The 19,712-nt window shown below is 34.9% G+C and carries 20 protein-coding genes, 2 pseudogenes and 1 riboswitch; of the genes and pseudogenes, 9 read left to right on the top strand and 13 right to left on the bottom strand.

Annotation, left to right across the window (positions count from 1 at the left end; genetic code table 11):
- Positions 1–25: 25 nt before the first annotated feature.
- Positions 26–568, top strand: a pseudogene (ampD, locus tag J6569_RS11260) (1,6-anhydro-N-acetylmuramyl-L-alanine amidase AmpD); the annotation flags it as partial.
- Positions 569–595: 27 nt separating this feature from the next.
- A pseudogene (locus tag J6569_RS11255) lies at positions 596–904 on the top strand (YqcC family protein); the annotation flags it as partial.
- Positions 905–977: 73 nt separating this feature from the next.
- Here J6569_RS11255 and mltG read toward each other — a convergent pair.
- The 3 genes from mltG to J6569_RS05785 form a co-directional block, all read right to left on the bottom strand.
- The gene (gene mltG, locus J6569_RS05795) at positions 978–2,000 is read right to left on the bottom strand and encodes an endolytic transglycosylase MltG (RefSeq protein WP_085165467.1); all 1,023 of its coding nucleotides are present in this window, start codon (positions 1,998–2,000) and stop codon (positions 978–980) included.
- Positions 1,993–3,093: an alanine racemase gene (gene alr, locus J6569_RS05790; protein WP_065591015.1), complete on the bottom strand. Its 1,101-nt coding sequence runs from the start codon at positions 3,091–3,093 to the stop codon at positions 1,993–1,995. Before alr ends, mltG begins: the two co-directional genes overlap by 8 nt.
- A 206-nt stretch (positions 3,094–3,299) precedes the next feature.
- Positions 3,300–3,629 carry a nitrous oxide-stimulated promoter family protein gene (locus J6569_RS05785; protein ID WP_034911385.1) on the bottom strand — a complete coding sequence of 110 codons (330 nt, stop codon included), beginning with the start codon at positions 3,627–3,629 and terminating at the stop codon, positions 3,300–3,302.
- A gap of 70 nt (positions 3,630–3,699) precedes the next feature.
- Here J6569_RS05785 and J6569_RS05780 point away from each other — a divergent pair, with 70 nt between their 5' ends.
- Complete coding sequence (locus J6569_RS05780; RefSeq protein WP_065591014.1) at positions 3,700–4,530, top strand: shikimate 5-dehydrogenase; 831 nt, start codon at positions 3,700–3,702, stop codon at positions 4,528–4,530.
- Positions 4,531–4,591: 61 nt separating this feature from the next.
- Here the strand turns inward: J6569_RS05780 and ycaO are convergent, their stop codons facing one another.
- Entirely contained in the window at positions 4,592–6,358 is a 1,767-nt protein-coding gene (ycaO, locus tag J6569_RS05775; RefSeq protein ID WP_296318013.1) for a 30S ribosomal protein S12 methylthiotransferase accessory factor YcaO, read from the bottom strand.
- A 118-nt stretch (positions 6,359–6,476) separates the two neighbouring features.
- On the opposite strand from ycaO, the gene J6569_RS05770 reads away from it, so the two are divergent.
- Positions 6,477–6,833 (top strand): DUF4282 domain-containing protein, encoded by a 357-nt coding sequence (locus J6569_RS05770; RefSeq protein ID WP_194240423.1) that lies wholly within the window; start codon positions 6,477–6,479, stop codon positions 6,831–6,833.
- A gap of 103 nt (positions 6,834–6,936) precedes the next feature.
- Here J6569_RS05770 and tsaD read toward each other — a convergent pair whose 3' ends face one another.
- The 4 genes from tsaD to coaE are packed head-to-tail and all read right to left on the bottom strand — an operon-like array spanning position 6,937 to position 9,555.
- Positions 6,937–7,962: a tRNA (adenosine(37)-N6)-threonylcarbamoyltransferase complex transferase subunit TsaD gene (gene tsaD, locus J6569_RS05765; protein ID WP_065591012.1), complete on the bottom strand. Its 1,026-nt coding sequence runs from the start codon at positions 7,960–7,962 to the stop codon at positions 6,937–6,939.
- Positions 7,962–8,177, bottom strand: a complete 216-nt coding sequence (gene yacG, locus J6569_RS05760; protein ID WP_174798481.1) for a DNA gyrase inhibitor YacG — start codon at positions 8,175–8,177, stop codon at positions 7,962–7,964. The genes tsaD and yacG overlap by 1 nt, the downstream gene beginning before the upstream one ends.
- 29 nt (positions 8,178–8,206) lie before the next feature.
- Positions 8,207–8,944: a cell division protein ZapD gene (gene zapD / locus J6569_RS05755; RefSeq protein ID WP_034911364.1), complete on the bottom strand. Its 738-nt coding sequence runs from the start codon at positions 8,942–8,944 to the stop codon at positions 8,207–8,209.
- A gap of 5 nt (positions 8,945–8,949) precedes the next feature.
- A complete protein-coding gene (coaE, locus tag J6569_RS05750) occupies positions 8,950–9,555 on the bottom strand; it encodes a dephospho-CoA kinase (RefSeq protein ID WP_085165478.1) in 606 nt (201 codons plus the stop codon).
- A 256-nt stretch (positions 9,556–9,811) separates the two neighbouring features.
- On the opposite strand from coaE, the gene lexA reads away from it, so the two are divergent.
- Together lexA and J6569_RS05740 are read left to right on the top strand one after the other, a co-directional pair.
- Positions 9,812–10,438 carry a transcriptional repressor LexA gene (gene lexA / locus J6569_RS05745; protein WP_065591009.1) on the top strand — a complete coding sequence of 209 codons (627 nt, stop codon included), beginning with the start codon at positions 9,812–9,814 and terminating at the stop codon, positions 10,436–10,438.
- Positions 10,439–10,519: 81 nt separating this feature from the next.
- Positions 10,520–10,894 carry a hypothetical protein gene (locus J6569_RS05740; RefSeq protein WP_065591008.1) on the top strand — a complete coding sequence of 125 codons (375 nt, stop codon included), beginning with the start codon at positions 10,520–10,522 and terminating at the stop codon, positions 10,892–10,894.
- Positions 10,895–11,021: 127 nt separating this feature from the next.
- On the opposite strand, the gene hisM is transcribed toward J6569_RS05740, so the two are convergent.
- The 4 genes from hisM to clpB all read right to left on the bottom strand — a co-directional run bounded on the left by hisM (position 11,022) and on the right by clpB (position 16,246).
- On the bottom strand, positions 11,022–11,741 hold the full coding sequence (gene hisM, locus J6569_RS05735) for a histidine ABC transporter permease HisM (protein ID WP_296318012.1): 720 nt from the start codon (positions 11,739–11,741) through the stop codon (positions 11,022–11,024).
- Between the two features lie 6 nt (positions 11,742–11,747).
- Complete coding sequence (locus tag J6569_RS05730) at positions 11,748–12,431, bottom strand: ABC transporter permease subunit (protein WP_065591006.1); 684 nt, start codon at positions 12,429–12,431, stop codon at positions 11,748–11,750.
- Between the two features lie 3 nt (positions 12,432–12,434).
- Positions 12,435–13,223 (bottom strand): lysine/arginine/ornithine ABC transporter substrate-binding protein, encoded by a 789-nt coding sequence (locus J6569_RS05725; RefSeq protein WP_085165485.1) that lies wholly within the window; start codon positions 13,221–13,223, stop codon positions 12,435–12,437.
- 452 nt (positions 13,224–13,675) lie between these two features.
- Positions 13,676–16,246, bottom strand: a complete 2,571-nt coding sequence (gene clpB, locus J6569_RS05720) for an ATP-dependent chaperone ClpB (RefSeq protein ID WP_296302200.1) — start codon at positions 16,244–16,246, stop codon at positions 13,676–13,678.
- Positions 16,247–16,531: 285 nt separating this feature from the next.
- A riboswitch (PreQ1 riboswitch) is annotated at positions 16,532–16,577 on the top strand.
- A gap of 3 nt (positions 16,578–16,580) precedes the next feature.
- Between clpB and queD the strand changes: the two genes are divergently transcribed.
- The 3 genes from queD to J6569_RS05705 all read left to right on the top strand — a co-directional run bounded on the left by queD (position 16,581) and on the right by J6569_RS05705 (position 18,796).
- Entirely contained in the window at positions 16,581–17,009 is a 429-nt protein-coding gene (queD, locus tag J6569_RS05715) for a 6-carboxytetrahydropterin synthase QueD (protein ID WP_296318011.1), read from the top strand.
- On the top strand, positions 17,006–17,620 hold the full coding sequence (locus tag J6569_RS05710; RefSeq protein ID WP_141672793.1) for a 7-carboxy-7-deazaguanine synthase QueE: 615 nt from the start codon (positions 17,006–17,008) through the stop codon (positions 17,618–17,620). Before queD ends, J6569_RS05710 begins: the two co-directional genes overlap by 4 nt.
- Before the next feature lie 123 nt (positions 17,621–17,743).
- A complete protein-coding gene (locus J6569_RS05705) occupies positions 17,744–18,796 on the top strand; it encodes a DUF1176 domain-containing protein (RefSeq protein ID WP_296318010.1) in 1,053 nt (350 codons plus the stop codon).
- Positions 18,797–18,939: 143 nt separating this feature from the next.
- On the opposite strand, the gene pgeF is transcribed toward J6569_RS05705, so the two are convergent.
- Positions 18,940–19,710, bottom strand: coding sequence for a peptidoglycan editing factor PgeF (gene pgeF, locus J6569_RS05700; RefSeq protein WP_296318009.1), 771 nt, complete (start codon positions 19,708–19,710; stop codon positions 18,940–18,942).
- Between the last annotated feature and the right edge of the window lie 2 nt (positions 19,711–19,712).

Raw genomic sequence — 19,712 nt, 5'->3', positions numbered from 1 at the left:
GGTTTATCAAATAAGTGGAGTCACTATGTCCCTAAAAATTGTTAATGGCTGGTTACAAGGTATAAAGCAAGTTGTTTCGCCTTTTTATAATGAACGCCCTATTAATAAACCGATATCACTACTTGTTATTCATAATATAAGCTTACCGCCCAATGAATATGGAGGTCCTTATGTTGAGCAATTATTTACTGGTCGGCTCGATCCCAACCAGCACCCGTACTTTGCTTCGATTCATCAACTTGAAGTATCAAGCCATCTATTTATTCGACGTGATGGTGAAATTATTCAATTTGTTCCATTTGATAAACGTGCCTGGCATGCAGGAAAATCAGCATTTGAAGGGCAAGAAAATTGTAATGATTTTTCGATCGGCATCGAAATGGAAGGATGTGATAGCGATAATTTTACCGAACAACAATATCAGCAATTAGTAAACGTTACGTTATTATTACAACAAACTTATGCCATCAAAGATATTGCTGGGCATAGCGATATTGCTCCAAATCGAAAAACAGATCCTGGCCCCTATTTTGATTGGCTACATTATCAGAATTTATTAACACAAAAATCGCAAGGGCAAAAGCTACTAAATCAACTTGACCAAATTATTGAGGAATTACAAAAAATCGATTTATGGCAAACTATACCGCCAAATCCCAATGCATTTTTAAGCCAAGAACCTTTTGCTATCGATACCATGCAAGCACACGAATGGTTACAATGGATTTTTATTCCACGTATACAAGCAATGATTGACGCCAAAACAAATTTGCCCAAATTTGCCTTACACCCTTATTTTGAAGAAGCACTAAAAGAGCAAGAACAAGATGTTAATCATCTACTTTACCTAATTAAGCAACTTGATGATTTGTCGCAACTTAATTATGAAAAATTACCGCATTAATATGCGGTAATAATTAAAGTTAACAAACATGAAAAAATGCTCAGACAGAGCATTGATTTTATTGAATTTTTATTTAATTCCCACTACTATTCATTCGACGATACTCATTAACTGCTTGCTGATGGTTACTGTAAGTACTTGAGAATGTATGTCCACCTGTTCCATTCGCCACAAAAAACAGATAATTGGTTTTAGCTGGGTGTGCTGCAGCTTCGAGCGAGGCAATGCTTGGCATTGCAATTGGAGTTGGTGGTAATCCTTCAATAACATAAGTATTATAAGGATTTTCAGTATCGGTCAAATCAACGCGCCTAATAGTACCTTTATAGTTATCGCCTAAACCATAAATAATAGTTGGATCTGTTTGTAACTTCATTTTAGCTCTTAAACGATTAACAAATACCGATGCCACATTAGCACGCTCTGAACTAATACCTGTTTCCTTCTCAATAATTGATGCAATAATCAGTAATTCATAAGGGGATTGATAAGGAAGATTACTATCCCGATTATCCCAAATTTTTTGCAAATTACTTTTCATCGTCATATGCGCACGTTTTAGGATATTAATATCTAAAGTGTCTGCGGTATAAAGGTAAGTATCAGGCGATAACCAACCTTCAATTGATCCTTCAATGCCTAATAACTTAGCAATTTCTTCATCTGTTTTTCCAACTAATGTTTGTTCAATGTATGGCGTGCTTTGAATAATATTTAACCAATCTTTAGCTCGTTTACCTTCCACAAATTGAATTGAAAAATTGCTTTCTTTACCCGACACTAATAATTGCAAAAACTCTTCAACGGTCATATGTGGGTGTAATTGATAAGTTCCTGCTTTAATTGATCTCAATGAAGGATTCAATTTACACAAATAAGGCAATAAATAAGCACTATGCATTAATTTACTTTCTTTAACTTGTGCAACCAATTGGTGCATGGATGTGCCTTTTTTCAAAACAAACATCTGGTTTTCGTTGGTTACTTGCATTTGTTGTTTAGAAAACTGCTGTAAAAAGTAATAACCAATACTGATCGAGCCGCCAATAATTAATATAAAAGAAAGTAAAGTGTATAAAAATATTTTTTTAATCATAATTTAATTTATCTATATAATGAATTTTTGCGCGTGAAGTTAAGCGCGTTATCAATTCGTAAGCACTAATTCCAGTATGCTTTGCGATTTCCTCAACAGGAAGTCCTGCTCCCCAAAATATGACTTCATCACCTGGTTTTTCAAGACAATTTATACCTAAATCAACTACAATCATATCCATTGATACTCGACCAACGATTGGTACTTTTCGACCATTAATCAAAACAGGAGTATTTTCTGGAATATTTCGTGGATAACCATCACCATACCCCATTGCAACCACACCTAGTTTAGTATCTTGCTGGCTACACCAAATTTGACCATAACCAACTGATTCACCTTTTTTGTGTTTTCGTACCGCAATTAATTCAGATTTAAACGTCATTGCAGGTTGTAGCTCAGCAATAGATTCATCAAAAGGTGAAACGCCATATAAAGCAATACCTTGACGCACAACATCTCGCTGAGCTTTTGGCCAGGCTAATATACCGCCCGATGCAGCAATCGAGCGTTTACCAATAAGTGATTTGTCATCAATTGAATTAATAAACTCATCAAATAGTTCTATTTGCTTTAACGTTTTCTCTGAAGAGAGATCATCAGCCGAACTAAAATGACTCATAATATTAATTGGTTTGCAAACCACTGAACAACTAGCCAAACGATAAAATTCGTCCTTTGCTTCATCAGGACAAAAACCTAAACGATGCATTCCTGTATCAAGCTTAAACCATGTGGTAATTTGATCTTTACGGAGGGATGTTTGCAATATGTCAATTTGCCATTTGCTATGAATAGCTGGTTGAATGTTAAAATCAATAAAATAATCCAAATCATCATGCGGGAAGAAACCTTCCAAAGCCAGAATCGGTGTGTTAATACCATTGTTTCGCAATTGCATAGCTTCGGTAAGGCGCGATACACCAAAATAATTCACTTTATCATGTAATAATTGAGCAATCTCCTCACTACCATGTGAATAAGCATTGGCTTTTATAATCGCAACTAGTTGACTATTTGGAGCCATTTTTTTGAGATACTCAACATTATGAATAACTGCTTGACGATTAACTTCAACAACTGCAATAGACATTTCTTTGATCCAGACTCTTATCGAGCCATTATTTTAAATTCTGTTTCTAATAATAACAAATTTTTCACAGTATACAAATCGGTGGAAGTTTTGGGCTATTTTGGGAATTAGTATTTTTAATCAATAGAATATACTAAACCATAATTTTAACTTTATGACGAGTTAATATTTGTTTTGTCATAGTAGACGTTAATAATGGTAATAACTTACCTACTCACCAAGTTTTTATAAAGATGCCTTAATGCCATTGTAGGATAATAAATTAACATTCTTGGACCAGAAAAACGCATTACCTGTTTAATTTTTAATTTATAATCTTTACGATAACAATGTTTAGGGCAACGTTCACATGTCGTTTTTTCTTCACCAAAACGACACATTGTTAAGCGTTGCATAGCATATTGCAACAGGTCGTTGCATTCCTCACATAACTGATGATGTTGGCTATGATGTTGTTTAAAGCAATATAAATAGATCATTGCTCTTACTGTTGCTTTTTCTTGCTGTATTTTAGGACCGTTATTGTTTGCAACCATAATTACATACACGTTAATTAAGAAAGTGGTAAAATAAAATCATCTAATATGATCACAAGGATTTGTTGTAATGGCAAGAATTATCAATAAAGACACAACTGTTTGCATGTCCCTTTCAGCAAGACCAAGCAATTTTGGTACTCGCTTTCATAACTATTTGTACGAAAAACTCCATCTTAATTACTTATATAAAGCCTTTACTACCAATAATTTGAAAGATGCGATTTATGGCATTAAGGCCTTAGGTATTAGAGGTTGCGCCATTTCAATGCCTTATAAAGAAGCTTGCATTGAGTTTATTGATGAATTAGATGACTCGGTAAAATCTATTCAATCGATAAATACCATTGTTAACACCAACCATCATTTAAAAGCTTATAACACTGATTATATTGCCGTTGCTAAACTCATTGTAGAAAATAAGATTGATAATACAACACCATTTGTATTAAAAGGCAGCGGAGGCATGGCTAATGCGGTGATCGGAGCTTTTTATGATGCGGGATTTAAAAATGGTATTATTGCCGCACGTAACCAACAAAAAGGCGAAGCATTAGCCAAACGATATGGCTATAAATGGGTAAAGGATGAGCAAGAAATATTGCCACATCAAGCCAAATTGATTATCAATGTTACCCCAATTGGTATGCTTGGTGCTATTGAGTCTGAGGCGCTTGCATTTCCCACAACTATGATAAAAAATGCCGATATTGTGTTTGATGTAGTTGCCCTTCCCGTTGATACTCCCATGATAAAATATGCCCAAAAGATAAATAAAATCATTATTTCAGGTGCTGATGTTGCTGTTTTACAAGCGCTTGAACAGTTTGTGTTATATACCGGTGTAACCCCGAGCGATGAGTTAGTAAGGCAAGCAGGAGAATTTGCAAGGCAAGGTTAAATAAAGTTATTCATTCCACCGTGTTCACCGGTGGAATTTAAATAAAATTTAAGTTAATAATTTATAACATTGTCTGATGCAATTTATTATATACAGCTAATAATTTTTGGTGCATATCAAACTGTTCTAGATTGTTATTGGTCTGTTTCTCGATTTTCGTATAATTAGCTAAACCAAAAAATGTTTTGTCACCATTAGCGTATTGCCACATATCATCAACACAGGTTTTACCATACATTTTATTAAATGCGGCTTGATAGTTATTAAACTGTTTTTTGTCTCGTTCTAAAATAAAATTAACTAATGTCTGTAAACAACGATAAGCATGATTGCGCGATGGCGTGAATATAGACTCGTTCATTTCAATCGTCCAATCAATCCACTGTTGTGCTTGTATTAAGTCTTTGCCTGCCAATGCCAGCATTGCTTTTAACTCGCCAACGCGAAGAGTTAACCAAGCATTATCGTTACCTGTTGCTATGCCTAGCAGTTCGCGAATTCGAGCATAATCATCAAGCCCTTCATCATCAAGCTGTTCAATAATTGCTAGGTACTGTTTAGCTGTACGTTTTTGGGAAGGTAATGACAAAATAAGCTCTCGTAATCCAATAGCCATATTGCTATTGGCAATTATAAGATCTTCAGGAGGATAAATTTCAGACATACCAACGGCCAGAATTCGGCAAGCATATACACCAAGGTGTTCGTAGTCCATAATTAACACTTCAGTATTATGGCGGGTAAAAATATCCATCAAATTAGCAAATTCTTGCTCAGTTGAACCGGAAAAGTCCCAATCGACAAATTCGTAATCTGCTTGCTCATTAAATAGATCCCATGAAATCAAACCGCTCGAATCAATAAAATGCGTTTCTAAATTGCTAAGGTCGGCAATATCATCATTATCAAAACTTGGAGGTGAAAACACATCAAGATCTTTTAAACTGCGTCCTTGTAGTAATTCTGTTACTGTTCTTTCAAGCGCAACGCCAAAATTTGGATGCGCACCAAATGAGGCGTAACACGTTCCATTTTGTGGATTAAATAACACTACACAAATAACCGGAAACTCTCCACCCAATGAGGCATCAAAACAGTAAAGCGGAAAGCCTTCGCTTTCAAGCGCATCAATTGCAGCTAAAACGGTGGGGTAACGGTTAATCACTTCAGTTGGGATAATTGGTAAGCTAATGCCTTCGGCTATAATCTTATTTTTAGTATAACGCTCAAAAATTTCAGATAACCCTTGTACTCGAGCCTCATTACGAGTATTACCGGCTGACATTCCATTAGAGGCATATAAATTAGCAATTAAATTAACTGGCACATAAATAGTTTTTTTGTCAGACTGCTGTTCAAATGGTAAAGCGCAGATACCTCGATCACCATTACTTGATTGTAAATCAATTAAATCTGTTGCACTCAATTCCTGATTAGGATCATAAAACTTAAGTAGTTCTTTGGATAATAGTCCTTTAGGTAGGGAATTATCTTCAGGAATAATGAACCATTTTTCACTTGGATAATGCACAAAATCGGCATTCGCTATTTGCTCTCCTAAGTAAAAATCTGAAAAAAAGTAATTGGTTGATAACCGTTCAAAATACTCTCCTAAAGCCGATGCTAATGCCGCCTTTTTGCTTGCGCCTTTACCATTAGCAAAGCACAGTGGACATTTAGTATTTTGAATATGCACTGACCACACATTAGGTACCGGATTTAGCCAAGAAGTTTCTTTTACTTCTAAATCATATTTTGCTAATTGCTGCTGAAAATAGTTGATCGAATCTTCAAGAGCAGCATCTTTACCGGGGATATAAGTTTTCATAAGTTAATCTCAAAATAATTTTATGTTATAATTGTCGCGCTTTTCAAAAATTATCACTTTATACGCAAATATAAAAAAATAGAAGTAATAAAATCAATCCAACTAAAAAGGAAATAAAATGAACAAAAAAATAGACTTTAAAGGCTTTACCATTAAAGACTTATTCTTCTTTGATAAAATGTTAACACCTTCTTTTATCACAATCGTGTATTGGATCGCATTATTACTTATTGGAATTAGTGCGTTCTCTATGATATTAGGTAGTTTTGCTGCATTTACTTATAGCTTTACTATGGGTTTAGTTGCTTTTTTCACTGGCATTGTTACCTTAGTTGTGGGCTTTATTTCAACTCGCATTGGTTTTGAATTAATTTGTGTACTATTTAATATTAATCAAAATATTCAAAAATTAGCTAATGAAAAGACCAATTCAGAAAAACAAGAAGAATGTTCTGATACAGATCCTATTAATTAATATCGTTTATTTAACTATATAGCTTAAAAATGCGGGAACAAATTCCCGCATTTTTATTTTTCATGTAATTTTAATTTACATGTTGTCAAATCAAAATAATCAGTTAACCAACATTAAGATCGCTAAGAGGCCATCTTGGTTTAACACTAATAACTAAATCTGAATACTGCCTCTCTTTTAAATGAATCATACCGGCATAAGCAATCATGGCACCATTATCGGTACAAAATTCGAGCCTTGGATAAAAAACTTTTCCTTTTCGTTGATGCATCAACTCAGTCAATTTAGTACGCAGTGTTTTGTTAGCACTTACCCCACCAGCAACTACTAAATTTTTAAATCTAGTTTGTTCAAGTGCTCGTCTTACTTTAATCACCAATGTATCAACCAAAGCATCCTCAAATGCTCTAGCAATATCTGCTTTAGTTTGTGGATCAATAATATTATTATCACTATGCTGATGAATCATATTAGCTGCGGCTGTTTTAAGGCCTGAAAAACTAAAATCAAGCCCAGGACGATCAGTCATTGGCCTAGGAAAATGGAATCGCGCTCCACTACTCTGTTCAGCCAATTTTGATAATTTTGCGCCACCGGGATAATCTAAACCAAGCAATTTGGCTGTTTTATCAAAAGCTTCTCCTGCAGCATCATCAATTGACTCTCCAATAAGTTCATATTTACCAATACCAGTCACACTAATAAGCTGTGTATGTCCCCCCGAAACTAATAATGCAACAAAGGGAAATTCAGGTGGATTATCTTCAAGCATCGGCGCAAGTAAATGGCCTTCCATGTGATGAACTGCAACAGCTGGTACGTTCCAAGCATAAGCAAGCGATCGTCCAATCGATGCGCCTACCATCAACGCTCCAATCAATCCCGGACCAGCAGTATAGGCAACCCCATCAATATCGTGTGCGGTTAAATTAGCTTGTTTTAAAGCTGCTTGAATTAATGGCACGGTTTTACGAATATGATCGCGCGATGCCAGTTCTGGCACCACACCACCATAATCAGCATGTAATTTAATTTGAGAATAAAGCTGATTTGCAATTAAACCATTAACATCATCATAAATGGCTATACCAGTTTCATCACATGAAGTTTCAATACCAAGGATCTTCATTAATGTCTACCTATAAAATCAGCAAGGTCTTGTTCACTCCAGATATCTTGTTCTGTCATATCTTTATCAGCAATGCGATGTTCTTCAGTTGCCCAATCACCTAAATCGATAAGCTGGCAACGCTTACTGCAAAATGGACGATAAAGACTAGTTTGACTCCATTCAACTTCTTTTTGACAAGTTGGGCACTTAACAAATGTAGTATTTTTATTCATTTCAACTCTTTTTTAATAACAGTATTCAATCAACAACAGGCTAATTCAAATTCAATTTCATCAGTATTGACGTTATCGTAATTCTCAAGTGCTAAAAAGCGAATACTATAACGCGACAAATGACCAGATACTTGAGGATATACATTTTTATCTAAAGAAATTCGAATACGAATCAAATTAACATCACCATTTGTCTCTTGAAAAAAATTATTGGTATAAACAAACGGTCTAAATTCCCCTAACCGTCGAATTAATTGCATATAACATGTTAGAGATTTATCAAGTATTGATAAGTGTTGTAACCAATTTTTTATTTGATTATAACGCCTTTCTTGTGAAATTCTGAGCCATAAATGAAACGAAGGCAAGTCAAAACTACAACATCCCCCCGGAATCATTAAACGTTGACGAATGGCTGTAATAAATCGATCATCTTTTAATGGTTGTCCTAAACGTCCAATTGTATTAAATTGGACGATAAAATCATCAAATTGCTGAATCAGGTCATTGAGTAAATCATGATCCACACCTTCGACATTTAACCACAAAATTAACTTTTGTTTTTGCGATTCAAGCTCTTTAACCAAATCACCTTTAATATCATTACGCTCAATAATCTCTAACAACTCAGACAATGCATGAAAAAAAATCAACGCACTATTGTCATTAAAATGACAATGTACATTTAATTGATTTAATAAAAATTCAACTCTAAGCCAAGTACGCATTTTTTCATTTAATGGATGTTCAAAAATAATATTATTCATCTATTCTAAATCTTACTTTTAAAGCTATTTAAATATTGTTGATGCAGTAGATTAACTTGTGTTGTTAGCGACAACAAATTGCCGTCATTAACTATAATATCATCAGCATAAGATAAACGTTTCTTTAAAGATACTTGTGACTGTATCATCTTTTTAGCTAATGATTCACTAATATTATCCCTTTTTACTAATCGTTCCAATTGTAGTGAAAATGAGGTATCAATTATCAGCACACGATCAGCCCAAGTATGCAAATTGTTTTCAATCAATAACGGCACAACCCAAATTAGATAGATTTTACTTTGCATAGCAATTTGTGTTTGAGTTTCTTGTTGAATGATGGGGTGCAACAAATTATTAAGCCAGAGCCGTTCATGCTCATTATTAAAAATAATTTCGCGGAGTTGACTACGATCAAGTTCTCCATTAGCGAGTAAAATTTCTTGGCTGAAATGCTTAACAATTTGGTTAAACGCATAACTACCAGGTTGCACAACTTGCCTCGCAATAATATCTGCATCAATAATAGGCACGCCTAATTTGGCAAACAAATCAGCAATAGTGCTTTTACCGCTGGCAATACCACCACTGAGCGCAACAACATAAGGCATAAAGCAAATTCCAATCCAACAAAAAATTGCTTTATTATAACATATATATAAGTTGATTAAATAATACTAATAAGGAGAAAGATTCAGTTGTTAATTAACTATTGCATTTCCAGAATAATTCACAAAATTAGCGCATAATAACAACAATCCCCCCAAAATTTACCACCAATTGAAAAATAAATTAAATAAAACAGTTGTTTTATATTATTAGCTGTATATAATCACATGTATCTGTATATAAAAACAGGAATATGTAATGAGACCATTAACTGAGCGCCAACAACAGATTTATGATTTAATAAAAGATAACATTCAAAATACTGGTATGCCACCTACACGTGCTGAAATTGCCCAGAAATTGGGGTTTCGATCTGCCAACGCCGCCGAAGAACATCTGAAAGCCTTAGCTAAAAAAGGCGCAATTGAAATGATCGCCGGCTCATCACGCGGAATTCGCCTTTTACTTGAAACACCTATTGAGCCAAACGAACAGGATGGTTTGCCCCTTATTGGACAAGTCGCGGCTGGTTCGCCAATATTAGCGCAAGAGCATATTGAAAGCCATTACCAAGTTGATCCTTCACTATTTAAACCTCGCGCAGACTTTTTATTAAGAGTGCAAGGTATGTCAATGAAAGATATTGGTATATTTGACGGTGACTTGTTGGCTGTACATAAAACCCAAGACGTTAAAAATGGACAAGTTGTTGTAGCTCGTATTGATGATGAAGTTACAGTTAAACGCTTGTCGCGTAAAGGCAAGCATGTACATCTTCTTGCCGAAAATGCCGAGTTTTCGCCAATCAAAGTTGATTTAGAACAGCAAAATTTTGCTATTGAAGGATTAGCGGTTGGTATTATTCGTAACGGATCTTGGATGTAAGCAAACTCATAGACGCAAGTATATAGAAGTATAGCCAAAGTTAGTATAAAATAGCACTTAACTAACGTGTGGGAGATTACTATGTGGCTATTTTGGTTATACGAATTTTTAGGGTTTATTGCAGTTTTATTACTCGTTTTTGGGTACTGCCGTTTTAGAGGGATCGGTTTTTGGCTTTTTATTTGGAAACATCTAAAATGGGTTGCTTTAGCTGTATTAATTACTTGGTTAGGTATTGCATTACTTTGTCGCGTTGATTTATATAATGCAACTCACTGTTATTTTAGAGGCGAAAGCATGCGAGCTAACACAAAATATTCTATCTTTTTAGGCGAATGCCAAGTAGAAACTCCTAGCGGCAGTTATGTTCCTATTGAACGAGCTAGAGCATTACCTGGTTCAAGTCACCATGATGATGATGCTGACTCTACAAACGATTTTTATCCTATAAATTAACATGTTGTCAAATCGACAAACAACCAAAATCCGGCAAATGTCATTACAATTGTCGGATTTTTATTTTGATAGATCAATAAACTTATAAACGAATTGAGAAAATTATCCGATAGTCTAAATCAATTTATTAACTGATTTGTATATTAGCCTGCTGAAAAGCCAAATAACGTTGCTCTAACTTTTTGAAACTAAAAATCAATGTAAAGCTCACACAAAGATAAATCACTGCTGCAATACCAAAAGCATGAAAAGGTTGATAGGTTTCGGCATAAATATCGCGCGCAATCTTCATCACATCAGGCACAGTAACAGTAAAAGCCAGTGCAGTTGAATGCAACATAAAAATAACCTCGTTACTATAAGCTGGCAATGCAATACGAAATGCTCTTGGAAAAATGATATAACGATAAATTTGAAAACGATTAAAACCAAGTGCTGTTGCAGCTTGAATTTCGCCATTTGGCACATTCCGCATAGCTCCAGCAAAAACTTCAGTAGTATAGGCGCAGGTATTTAGGGTAAAAGCTAACACCGTACAATTTAAACCACTTTGAAAAAAATCGCCTAACCAAGCATTATTTTTAACCACACTTAAGGTATATATACCAGTGTAAATAATCAATAACTGCACATATAAAGGCGTACCTCGAAAAATATAAGTAAATAGCCAAATAGGTAGTTTAATCAGTTTATTTTGTGCATTTCGCCCTACCGCTAACGCTAGCGACAAAATTCCCCCCATTAAAACCGATAAAATAAAAATCCACAGCGTCATCGCAAGACCAGTGATATTATAACCATCGGTCCATAATAGTGATTGCCAATATTGTTGAATAATTTCTAACATGAGTTCTTATAATTTAGTTTTAGTAATGCCAATAGAATAATGCCGTTCAAGCCACCATAAAATGATATTAGATATTGATGTAAAAAACAGATAAAAAGCCCCAGCAATCAAAGCAAATAACAAAGGTTGGTACACAGCTTCACCTGCATTTTTAGTAGCTTTGACTAAATCCGATAACCCCAATAACGACACTAATGCTGTCGCTTTTAACACCACTAACCAATTATTAGCAATACCTGGTAGGGCAAAGCGCATCATTAAAGGAAACATTACATACCCAAATACTTGCACTTTACTTAAACCAAGCGCTGTTGCTGCCGCTAAGGTGTTTCTAGAAACCGCAAGATAAGCTCCTCTAAAAGTTTCGGTAAAATATGCCCCATAAATAAAGCCTAACGTAATAATACCAGCGATTAAAGGATCAACTTCAATAAAAGGAGCGTTAAAATAATCAGTTATATTATTAACCAAAAACTGCAAGCCAAAAAAGATTAGCATCATCAACACTAAATCGGGTACACCTCGAATTAACGATGTATAAGCCTGACAAAGCACATTACATACTTTTGAATGACTCAGTTTACCTAATGCACAAACAATACCAAGTATCATGGCCAGTAGTAGCGATGTCAATGCTAAAATAATAGTCAACCATGCACCTTGACAAATTAAAGAAATATACCCCTGCATGGTTTATTTTTTATTACCGTACACATTAAAATCAAAATACTTATTGTTGATTTTTTGGTAGGTGCCATCAGCTAAGAGGTCTTTTAAAGCTAGGTTAAAGGCTTCGCGCAACTCATTATCATTTTTACGAAAACCAATTCCTACTCCAACATCAAAGTAGTTCGCATCGGTTAGAGCATCCCCAGCAAAAATAAAACCTTTACCTTGTGGCTGTTTTAAAAAGGCATAACTGCCAGTGACTTCATCTTGCAATGCCGCATCTAAACGACCTGCCACTAGATCAGAAAATACTTGTAACTGATTTTGATAAGGCACTATAACTACACCGTTCGGACGCCACATTTCGTTGGCAAAATGTTCTTGCGATGTACCTTGCTCAACACCAACACGCTTACCTTTCAATGACTCAGCATTAGGCATTAAATTAGTACCCTCTTTAACAATCAAACGTGAATAAGTCATAAAGATTTCGTCAGAAAAAGCAATCTGTTTTTTACGTTTTTCGGTCATCATTAGCGAAGACGAGATAATATCAATCTTTCTTGATAATAACGACGGGATCAAAGCATCGAAGTCGGTCGATTGAAAAGTACATTTAATATTGATCTTTTCACACAATGCTTTCGTGAGTTCAATGTTGAATCCAGTAACTTCACCATTAGCATCAATAAAATCAAAAGGCGCATAGGACGTATCCGAACCAACTTTAATCGATTCAGGTAAGGCAGCATAACTTGCCATTGGCAAGCTTAAACAACCAAAAATAACTAATTTTTTTAATAAATTCTTCATGTTTAATCTTTCCTTTTTTATTTAAGGCAATAATATAACGTGTTCTAAGGTAATTTTATAATAAAAAAAAGTTATTATTGTGGTGTATAAAATTAGAATTACTTAATGGCAAAAACGCTAGACAAAATAGTTAAAGTTGTTACTTTTAACAACTAACAAAAAGCTAGTTTGATTAAGCTTTGGTTGCAAAACCTTGAAAACGGTTTTAAAAAAATTTTGTCAAAAAGTTTCAGGTAACTATATGTTAAAGTATAAAAATGTTAAAGTATAAAATGAGTAGTTTTGTTGGGTTCAGGTTTGTGTTGTTGTTATTTTATTCATCAGACATCCATTTTGCGAAAATAATATTTGTCTGATTAAATTCTAAGTACTATAAGTACTATAGGTAAACTAAATTGTATCAAGTATAAAAAAAACCGACCATAGAGGTCGGTTTGTCTTTTGAAGTTTTATTACTGTTGGGCTTCAATGTTGCCGCCAACTAAATCTAGATGAATAGTTTTACCTGGGACTAATTTACCTGACAGTATTTGTTGTGCCAATGGGTTTTCGATCTCTTGTTGGATCGATCGTTTTAACGGTCTTGCGCCATAAATTGGGTCAAAGCCAACCTTAGCTAACTGTTCAAGTGCCGCATCCGAAATATCCAATTGGTAACCACGTTCTTCTAAACGTTTTTCAACGTGTGCTAACTGAATTTTTGCAATCGCTTTAATGTTTTCTTGACCTAATGGGTGGAATACCACTGTTTCGTCAATACGATTGATAAATTCTGGTCTAAAGTGTTTGGTTACAACCGTCATCACTAGAGATTTCATTTCGTCATAACTTAGTTCAACTTGACCTTGAATTAGGTCAGAACCTAAGTTTGATGTCATAATTATGACAGTGTTACGAAAATCAACTGTGCGACCTTGACCATCTGTTAAGCGCCCATCATCCAATACTTGCAGTAAGATATTAAAGACATCTGGGTGTGCTTTTTCGACTTCATCAAGTAAAATTACTGAGTATGGTCGTCGTCTAACTGCTTCGGTTAAATACCCCCCTTCTTCATATCCAACATAACCTGGAGGCGCACCAATTAAGCGAGCAACGGAGTGTTTTTCCATAAACTCTGACATATCTATACGCACCATAGCATCTTCGCTGTCAAACATAAAGTTAGCCAATGATTTGCAAAGCTCGGTTTTACCGACACCAGTTGGTCCTAAGAATAGGAATGATCCAATCGGTTTATTTGGATCTGAAAGCCCTGCTCGGCTACGTCGAATCGCATTTGCAACCGCTAATACTGCTTCATTTTGACCTATTACACGTTTATGTAAAGCATCTTCCATGTGCAATAGTTTATCTTTTTCGCTCTCAAGCATTCTAGAAACTGGAATACCTGTCGCTTTAGATAATACTTCTGCAATTTCGTTATCGGTCACTTTGTTACGCAATAACTTCATGGTTTTGCCTTCTAACTGTGTTGCTGAAGCAAGTTTCTTTTCGAGCTCTGGAATTTTGCCATATTGTAATTCTGACATTTTGTTCAAGTCGCCAGCTCGACGAGCTTGCTCTATTTCAGTACGTGCCTTTTCTAGTTCTGCTTTGATGTTTTGAGTCCCCGAAACAGCTGCCTTTTCTGACTTCCACTCTTCTTCAAGTGAAGCATATTCCTTTTCTTTTTCAGAAAGTTCATCATTTAACATTTGTAGTCGCTTTTTACTCGCATCATCAGATTCTTTTTTAAGCGCTTGTTGTTCAAGTTTAAGTTGAATTATGCGCCTTTCAAGTCGATCTAAAGATTCTGGTTTTGAATCCATTTGCATACGAATACTTGATGCGGCTTCGTCAATTAAATCAATCGCTTTGTCAGGTAACATGCGATCAGAAATATAACGATGCGATAATGTAGCCGCAGCTACGATTGCAGGATCGGTTATTTGCACATGGTGATGCAGTTCATAACGTTCTTTTAAACCACGCAAAATAGCGATCGTATCTTCAACTGTTGGTTCGGCAACATAGACTTTTTGGAAACGACGCTCTAACGCAGGATCTTTTTCAATATATTGACGGTATTCATCAAGCGTTGTTGCTCCCACGCAGTGTAATTCACCGCGAGCTAATGCGGGTTTTAACATATTACCAGCATCCATTGCTCCATCGCTTTTTCCTGCGCCAACCATGGTATGGATTTCGTCAATAAATAATATAATGCGACCTTCTTCTTTTGCTAAGTCTTTAAGCACGGCTTTTAGGCGTTCTTCAAATTCCCCTCGATATTTGGCACCAGCAATTAATGCACCCATGTCTAATGATAAAACGCGTTTATTTCGTAATCCTTCAGGGACTTCACGGTTAACAATGCGTTGTGCTAATCCTTCTACAATAGCAGTTTTTCCTACACCTGGTTCCCCAATTAATACTGGATTATTTTTAGTACGACGTTGTAATACCTGAATAGTTCGACGAATTTCTTCATCACGACCAATAACAGGATCAAGTTTACCTTGTTCTGCTCGTTGAGTTAAATCAATGGTGTATTTTTTAAGTGCACCGCGTTGATCTTCTTCATTAGGATCGTTCACGTTATCGCTACCTCTTACTTGATTAACTGCTTGGCTAAATTTATCTTTATTAACACCTGATCTTTTAAGAAGATCGCCTAAACTGCCCTTATCTTCTAAAGCGGCTAATATAAAGAGTTCTGATGAGATATAGCTATCACCGTTCTTTTGGGATAATTTATCGCAAAGATTTAATACTCGAACAAAATCTTGCGATGGAATAACATCTCCACCCACACCTTGAACTTGGGGTAATCGGTCAATAGCTTGAGCTAATTCTTGTTGTAAATTAACAATATTTGCACCTGCTGCAATCAATAAAGGCATTACACTACTCCCTTCTTGATTAAGCATGGCTGATAGGACATGCACAGGCTCTATATATTGATTGTCTTTACCTAATGCCATTGACTGCGCATCAGCTAAAGCTTGTTGAAACTTATTTGTTAGTTTATCTAACCTCATAGTGTTTATCTCCTGAGCAATAAATTTGGATTAAACGCTTAACACATTTAATCCATTTGCATGTGATCTAAATGAGTGTTGCAACCTAAATTTCAAGAGCAAAGTTAAAATATTTTTTACAAAATTTATACAACAAAATTATCAAGTATGTAAGAATTAATTGACATAAAAATAAAGCTGTTTGCAATTTAAGCAATTACATCTAAATTTCGTTTTAAGATATACTGGTAAGATGACAAATTCACTTTTACCCCTTATATTGTTACCTTTATTTTGTTAGGTTCGCTAACCGTGGTTCGTAATCCATCCCACGAAAAAAAACTAGGAATATAAAATGTTCAAAATAGCCAAAGAGTTTCAATTTGATGCTTGTCACATGTTAGATGGGCACAATAAAAAGTGTCATAATCTGCACGGTCACACTTATCGCCTATTAGTTGAAATTAGCGGAGAGCTTATTGATAACGGCTCAAGCCAAGATATGGTCATGGATTATGCCGATTTAAAGCTAATAGTTAAACAACATATTGTCGATCCGTTAGATCACGCCTATCTTTACAATCAACATAACCCTAATGAGTGCCGTATCGCGTCGTTACTACAAGAAATGGATCGTAAAATTTTTGCCTTTCCATGTAGAACCACCGCAGAAGGAATGAGCAAATTTATTTTTGATTGCTTATCGCAATATTTGCCTGTTTCGATGATCAAACTATGGGAAACGCCAACTTCGTATTGTGAATATCATCGGAGCCCAATATGATCGAATTTCGCATCGTTGAAATCTTCGAGTCTTTACAGGGCGAAGGTTATAATACAGGCATGCCTGCTGTTTTTATCCGTTTTGCTGGGTGCAATTTAAATTGTGCTTGGTGTGATACTAATTTTCGAAAATTTACTCGATTCACGTTAGATGCTTTAATGACTAAAGTGAGCGAATATAAAAGCAAAAATATTATTATTACAGGTGGCGAACCGACAATGGTTAAAGCGTTACCTGAATTGCTTTTGCCACTCAAAAAAGCGGGTTATTTCATCGCCATTGAAAGCAACGGTCTTGGTAAAGTCGATCCGCTTATTGATTATATTGCGCTAAGCCCTAAATTTTGTTATCAGTCACGCTATCAAAAAATAGTACAACCAATAGCAAATGAAGTACGCATAGTAGCCGAAAATCACTGCGATTTTATTCCTTTTTGCCAATATATCGAAACTCATATTCAAGCCAAACGCTATTATCTATCTCCTTGTGAAAAAGATGGTGCATTTAATATGTTTGAAACGATAGAGTTGTTAGGAAAAATCAACCAAAATCGACTGAATAATAAATGGCTTTTGAGTGTGCAAAGCCACAAGTTTGCCAATATAGAATGATAAATTAGTACTAAAGAGAACTAATTAAATATTCATAAAATCAAGAAGTTTTATTAATTTTAATTGAATAATTGTTTAATCTATAATAACCTCATATAAATTATTTATATGGAATTAACTGTCATGCGTTTTTGCTATTGTTTATTGCTAACTTTGTTTACAACTCCAGTTATAGCTTGGGATATAGTTTGTGATAATACTTTAACTTGTCGTGTTATAGAATATAGTGATATATCTGATACAGGAGTGATAAAATCGTCAATTTTATTCCAGCGAAAAGCGGGGGCCAATCAGCCAGTTGAAATTTATGTTAGAACAAAAAATAACAAAGAAGAAGATGAAGAAGATATTGAAATTAAAAACACTCAACAATTAGATAATTCATTGGCTGCATTCATTAATCAAGAGTATTTAGGCGAATTAAAAGAAATACAAAATAATATTTATCAGTTGTCACAATTCCAAGCTACAAAAATTATTCAAGCATTTACAAAAAATGAAAAAGTTATATTCCGTAACAATAGAAGTCAATCATCTTATACCAATGGCGGATTTTATGATGTCATGTTAACAATGGACAAAAAACAAGGACGGGTTGGTACAACTGGCGCAGTTATAGCACATGGTAATAAAAATGAATCAAACGTTTATGCACCAATACCTGTACCAACTATAAAAAAAGGTAAAGTAATTGCTCCAGAACAAAGTCAAGAACTTAATACCAATGAAGTAATTAAAATATTCCCTCAATTCAAAAAACGCTATATGTATGAAGCTAAATGTGATGCTTATGATTTAGAAGATCCTTATTATGATGAAACACAAGGATATAATAAAAGATTTCGGTTAATTAAATTAGATAATAACCACGATTTACTTGAAACTAGGTGTTGGTTTAGCGCATATAACTCAGGTAACGCCTATTGGATAATTTCTAACACAGCTAAACTAAGTAATAAAAATATAAAATTTATAAATAATGAGGGCAATACATACAAAAATGGAACAATATCCAGTATAGCTAAGCTAAGAGGTGAGGGAGATTGTTTAGAAAAATCTAGCTGGACTTGGAATGGACATAAATTTATGCTTTCCTCTAATATAAGTACAGGTGAATGCTTAGGTTTTGACGGTGGGGCTTGGGAATTACCTTCTTTTGTTAGCGAAATAAAATAACAATTGAACAATAGAAAGCCTTCAGATCTTATGGCGGTTTAAATATTATAATTTTATATATTAACATTTACCGCAGATCTTTATACTATAAATATTTTACAAAGCAGCTAAAAATTAAAGGTTTTTAGCTTAAAAAAACTCTTTTATTCAAACCAGATCATTGATGCCATTCTACCAGTTCTATTTTCACGTCGATAAGAGAAGAATTCATCTTGTTCAGTATAAGTACAATAATCACCACCAAAAATTTGCGTTACTCCTACTGCTTGTAAACGTTGTTTGGCAATTAGATATAGATTTGCTAGGTATTTTTGTTCAATTGGGTTGATCAATTTAAACGCTTCTTGTGCTTTTGGATCGACTTTTTCAAATTGTTGTTTAACTTCAATACCTACCTCAAATTTTTTGACACTAATGGCTGGTCCCATCCAAGCAATGATGTTTGATGGCGAGCTTGAAAATTTTTTAATTGTTTCTTCTAATATACCATTACATAATCCTCGCCAACCAGCATGGGCAGCTGCAACTTCGTCACCTTTTGTTGTACAAAAAAGTACAGGCATGCAATCTGCGGTTAACACCACACTAACTTGCTTAGGTTGATTTGTATATGAGCCATCAGCTTCAAAAGTTTGATAAGAATCGATGTTACCGGTTGGAGGCTGTAAAGCAATTTGTGATATATCAAGCACTGTTGTGCTGTGAGTTTGCGTTAACCAATACGGTTCGCTTGGTATTTGTTCGGCTTGAATAATTCTTCGGCGGTTTTCAGCAATATGTTCTGAATTATCACCAGTTCGATTTCCCACATTTAAACTTGCAAATGGCGCTAAACTAACGCCACCAGTCCGTGTTGAAGTAAAGGCATGAATTTTTTTTGGGGCTGTCCAATATGGGTAAATCGATTTAATCATAT

The sequence above is a fragment of the Gilliamella sp. genome (genome assembly GCF_024104075.1).
GTDB lineage: Bacteria > Pseudomonadota > Gammaproteobacteria > Enterobacterales > Orbaceae > Gilliamella > Gilliamella bombi.
The sequence above is the reverse complement of the archived record's forward strand: the minus strand, read 5'-3'. Positions and strand labels throughout refer to the sequence as shown.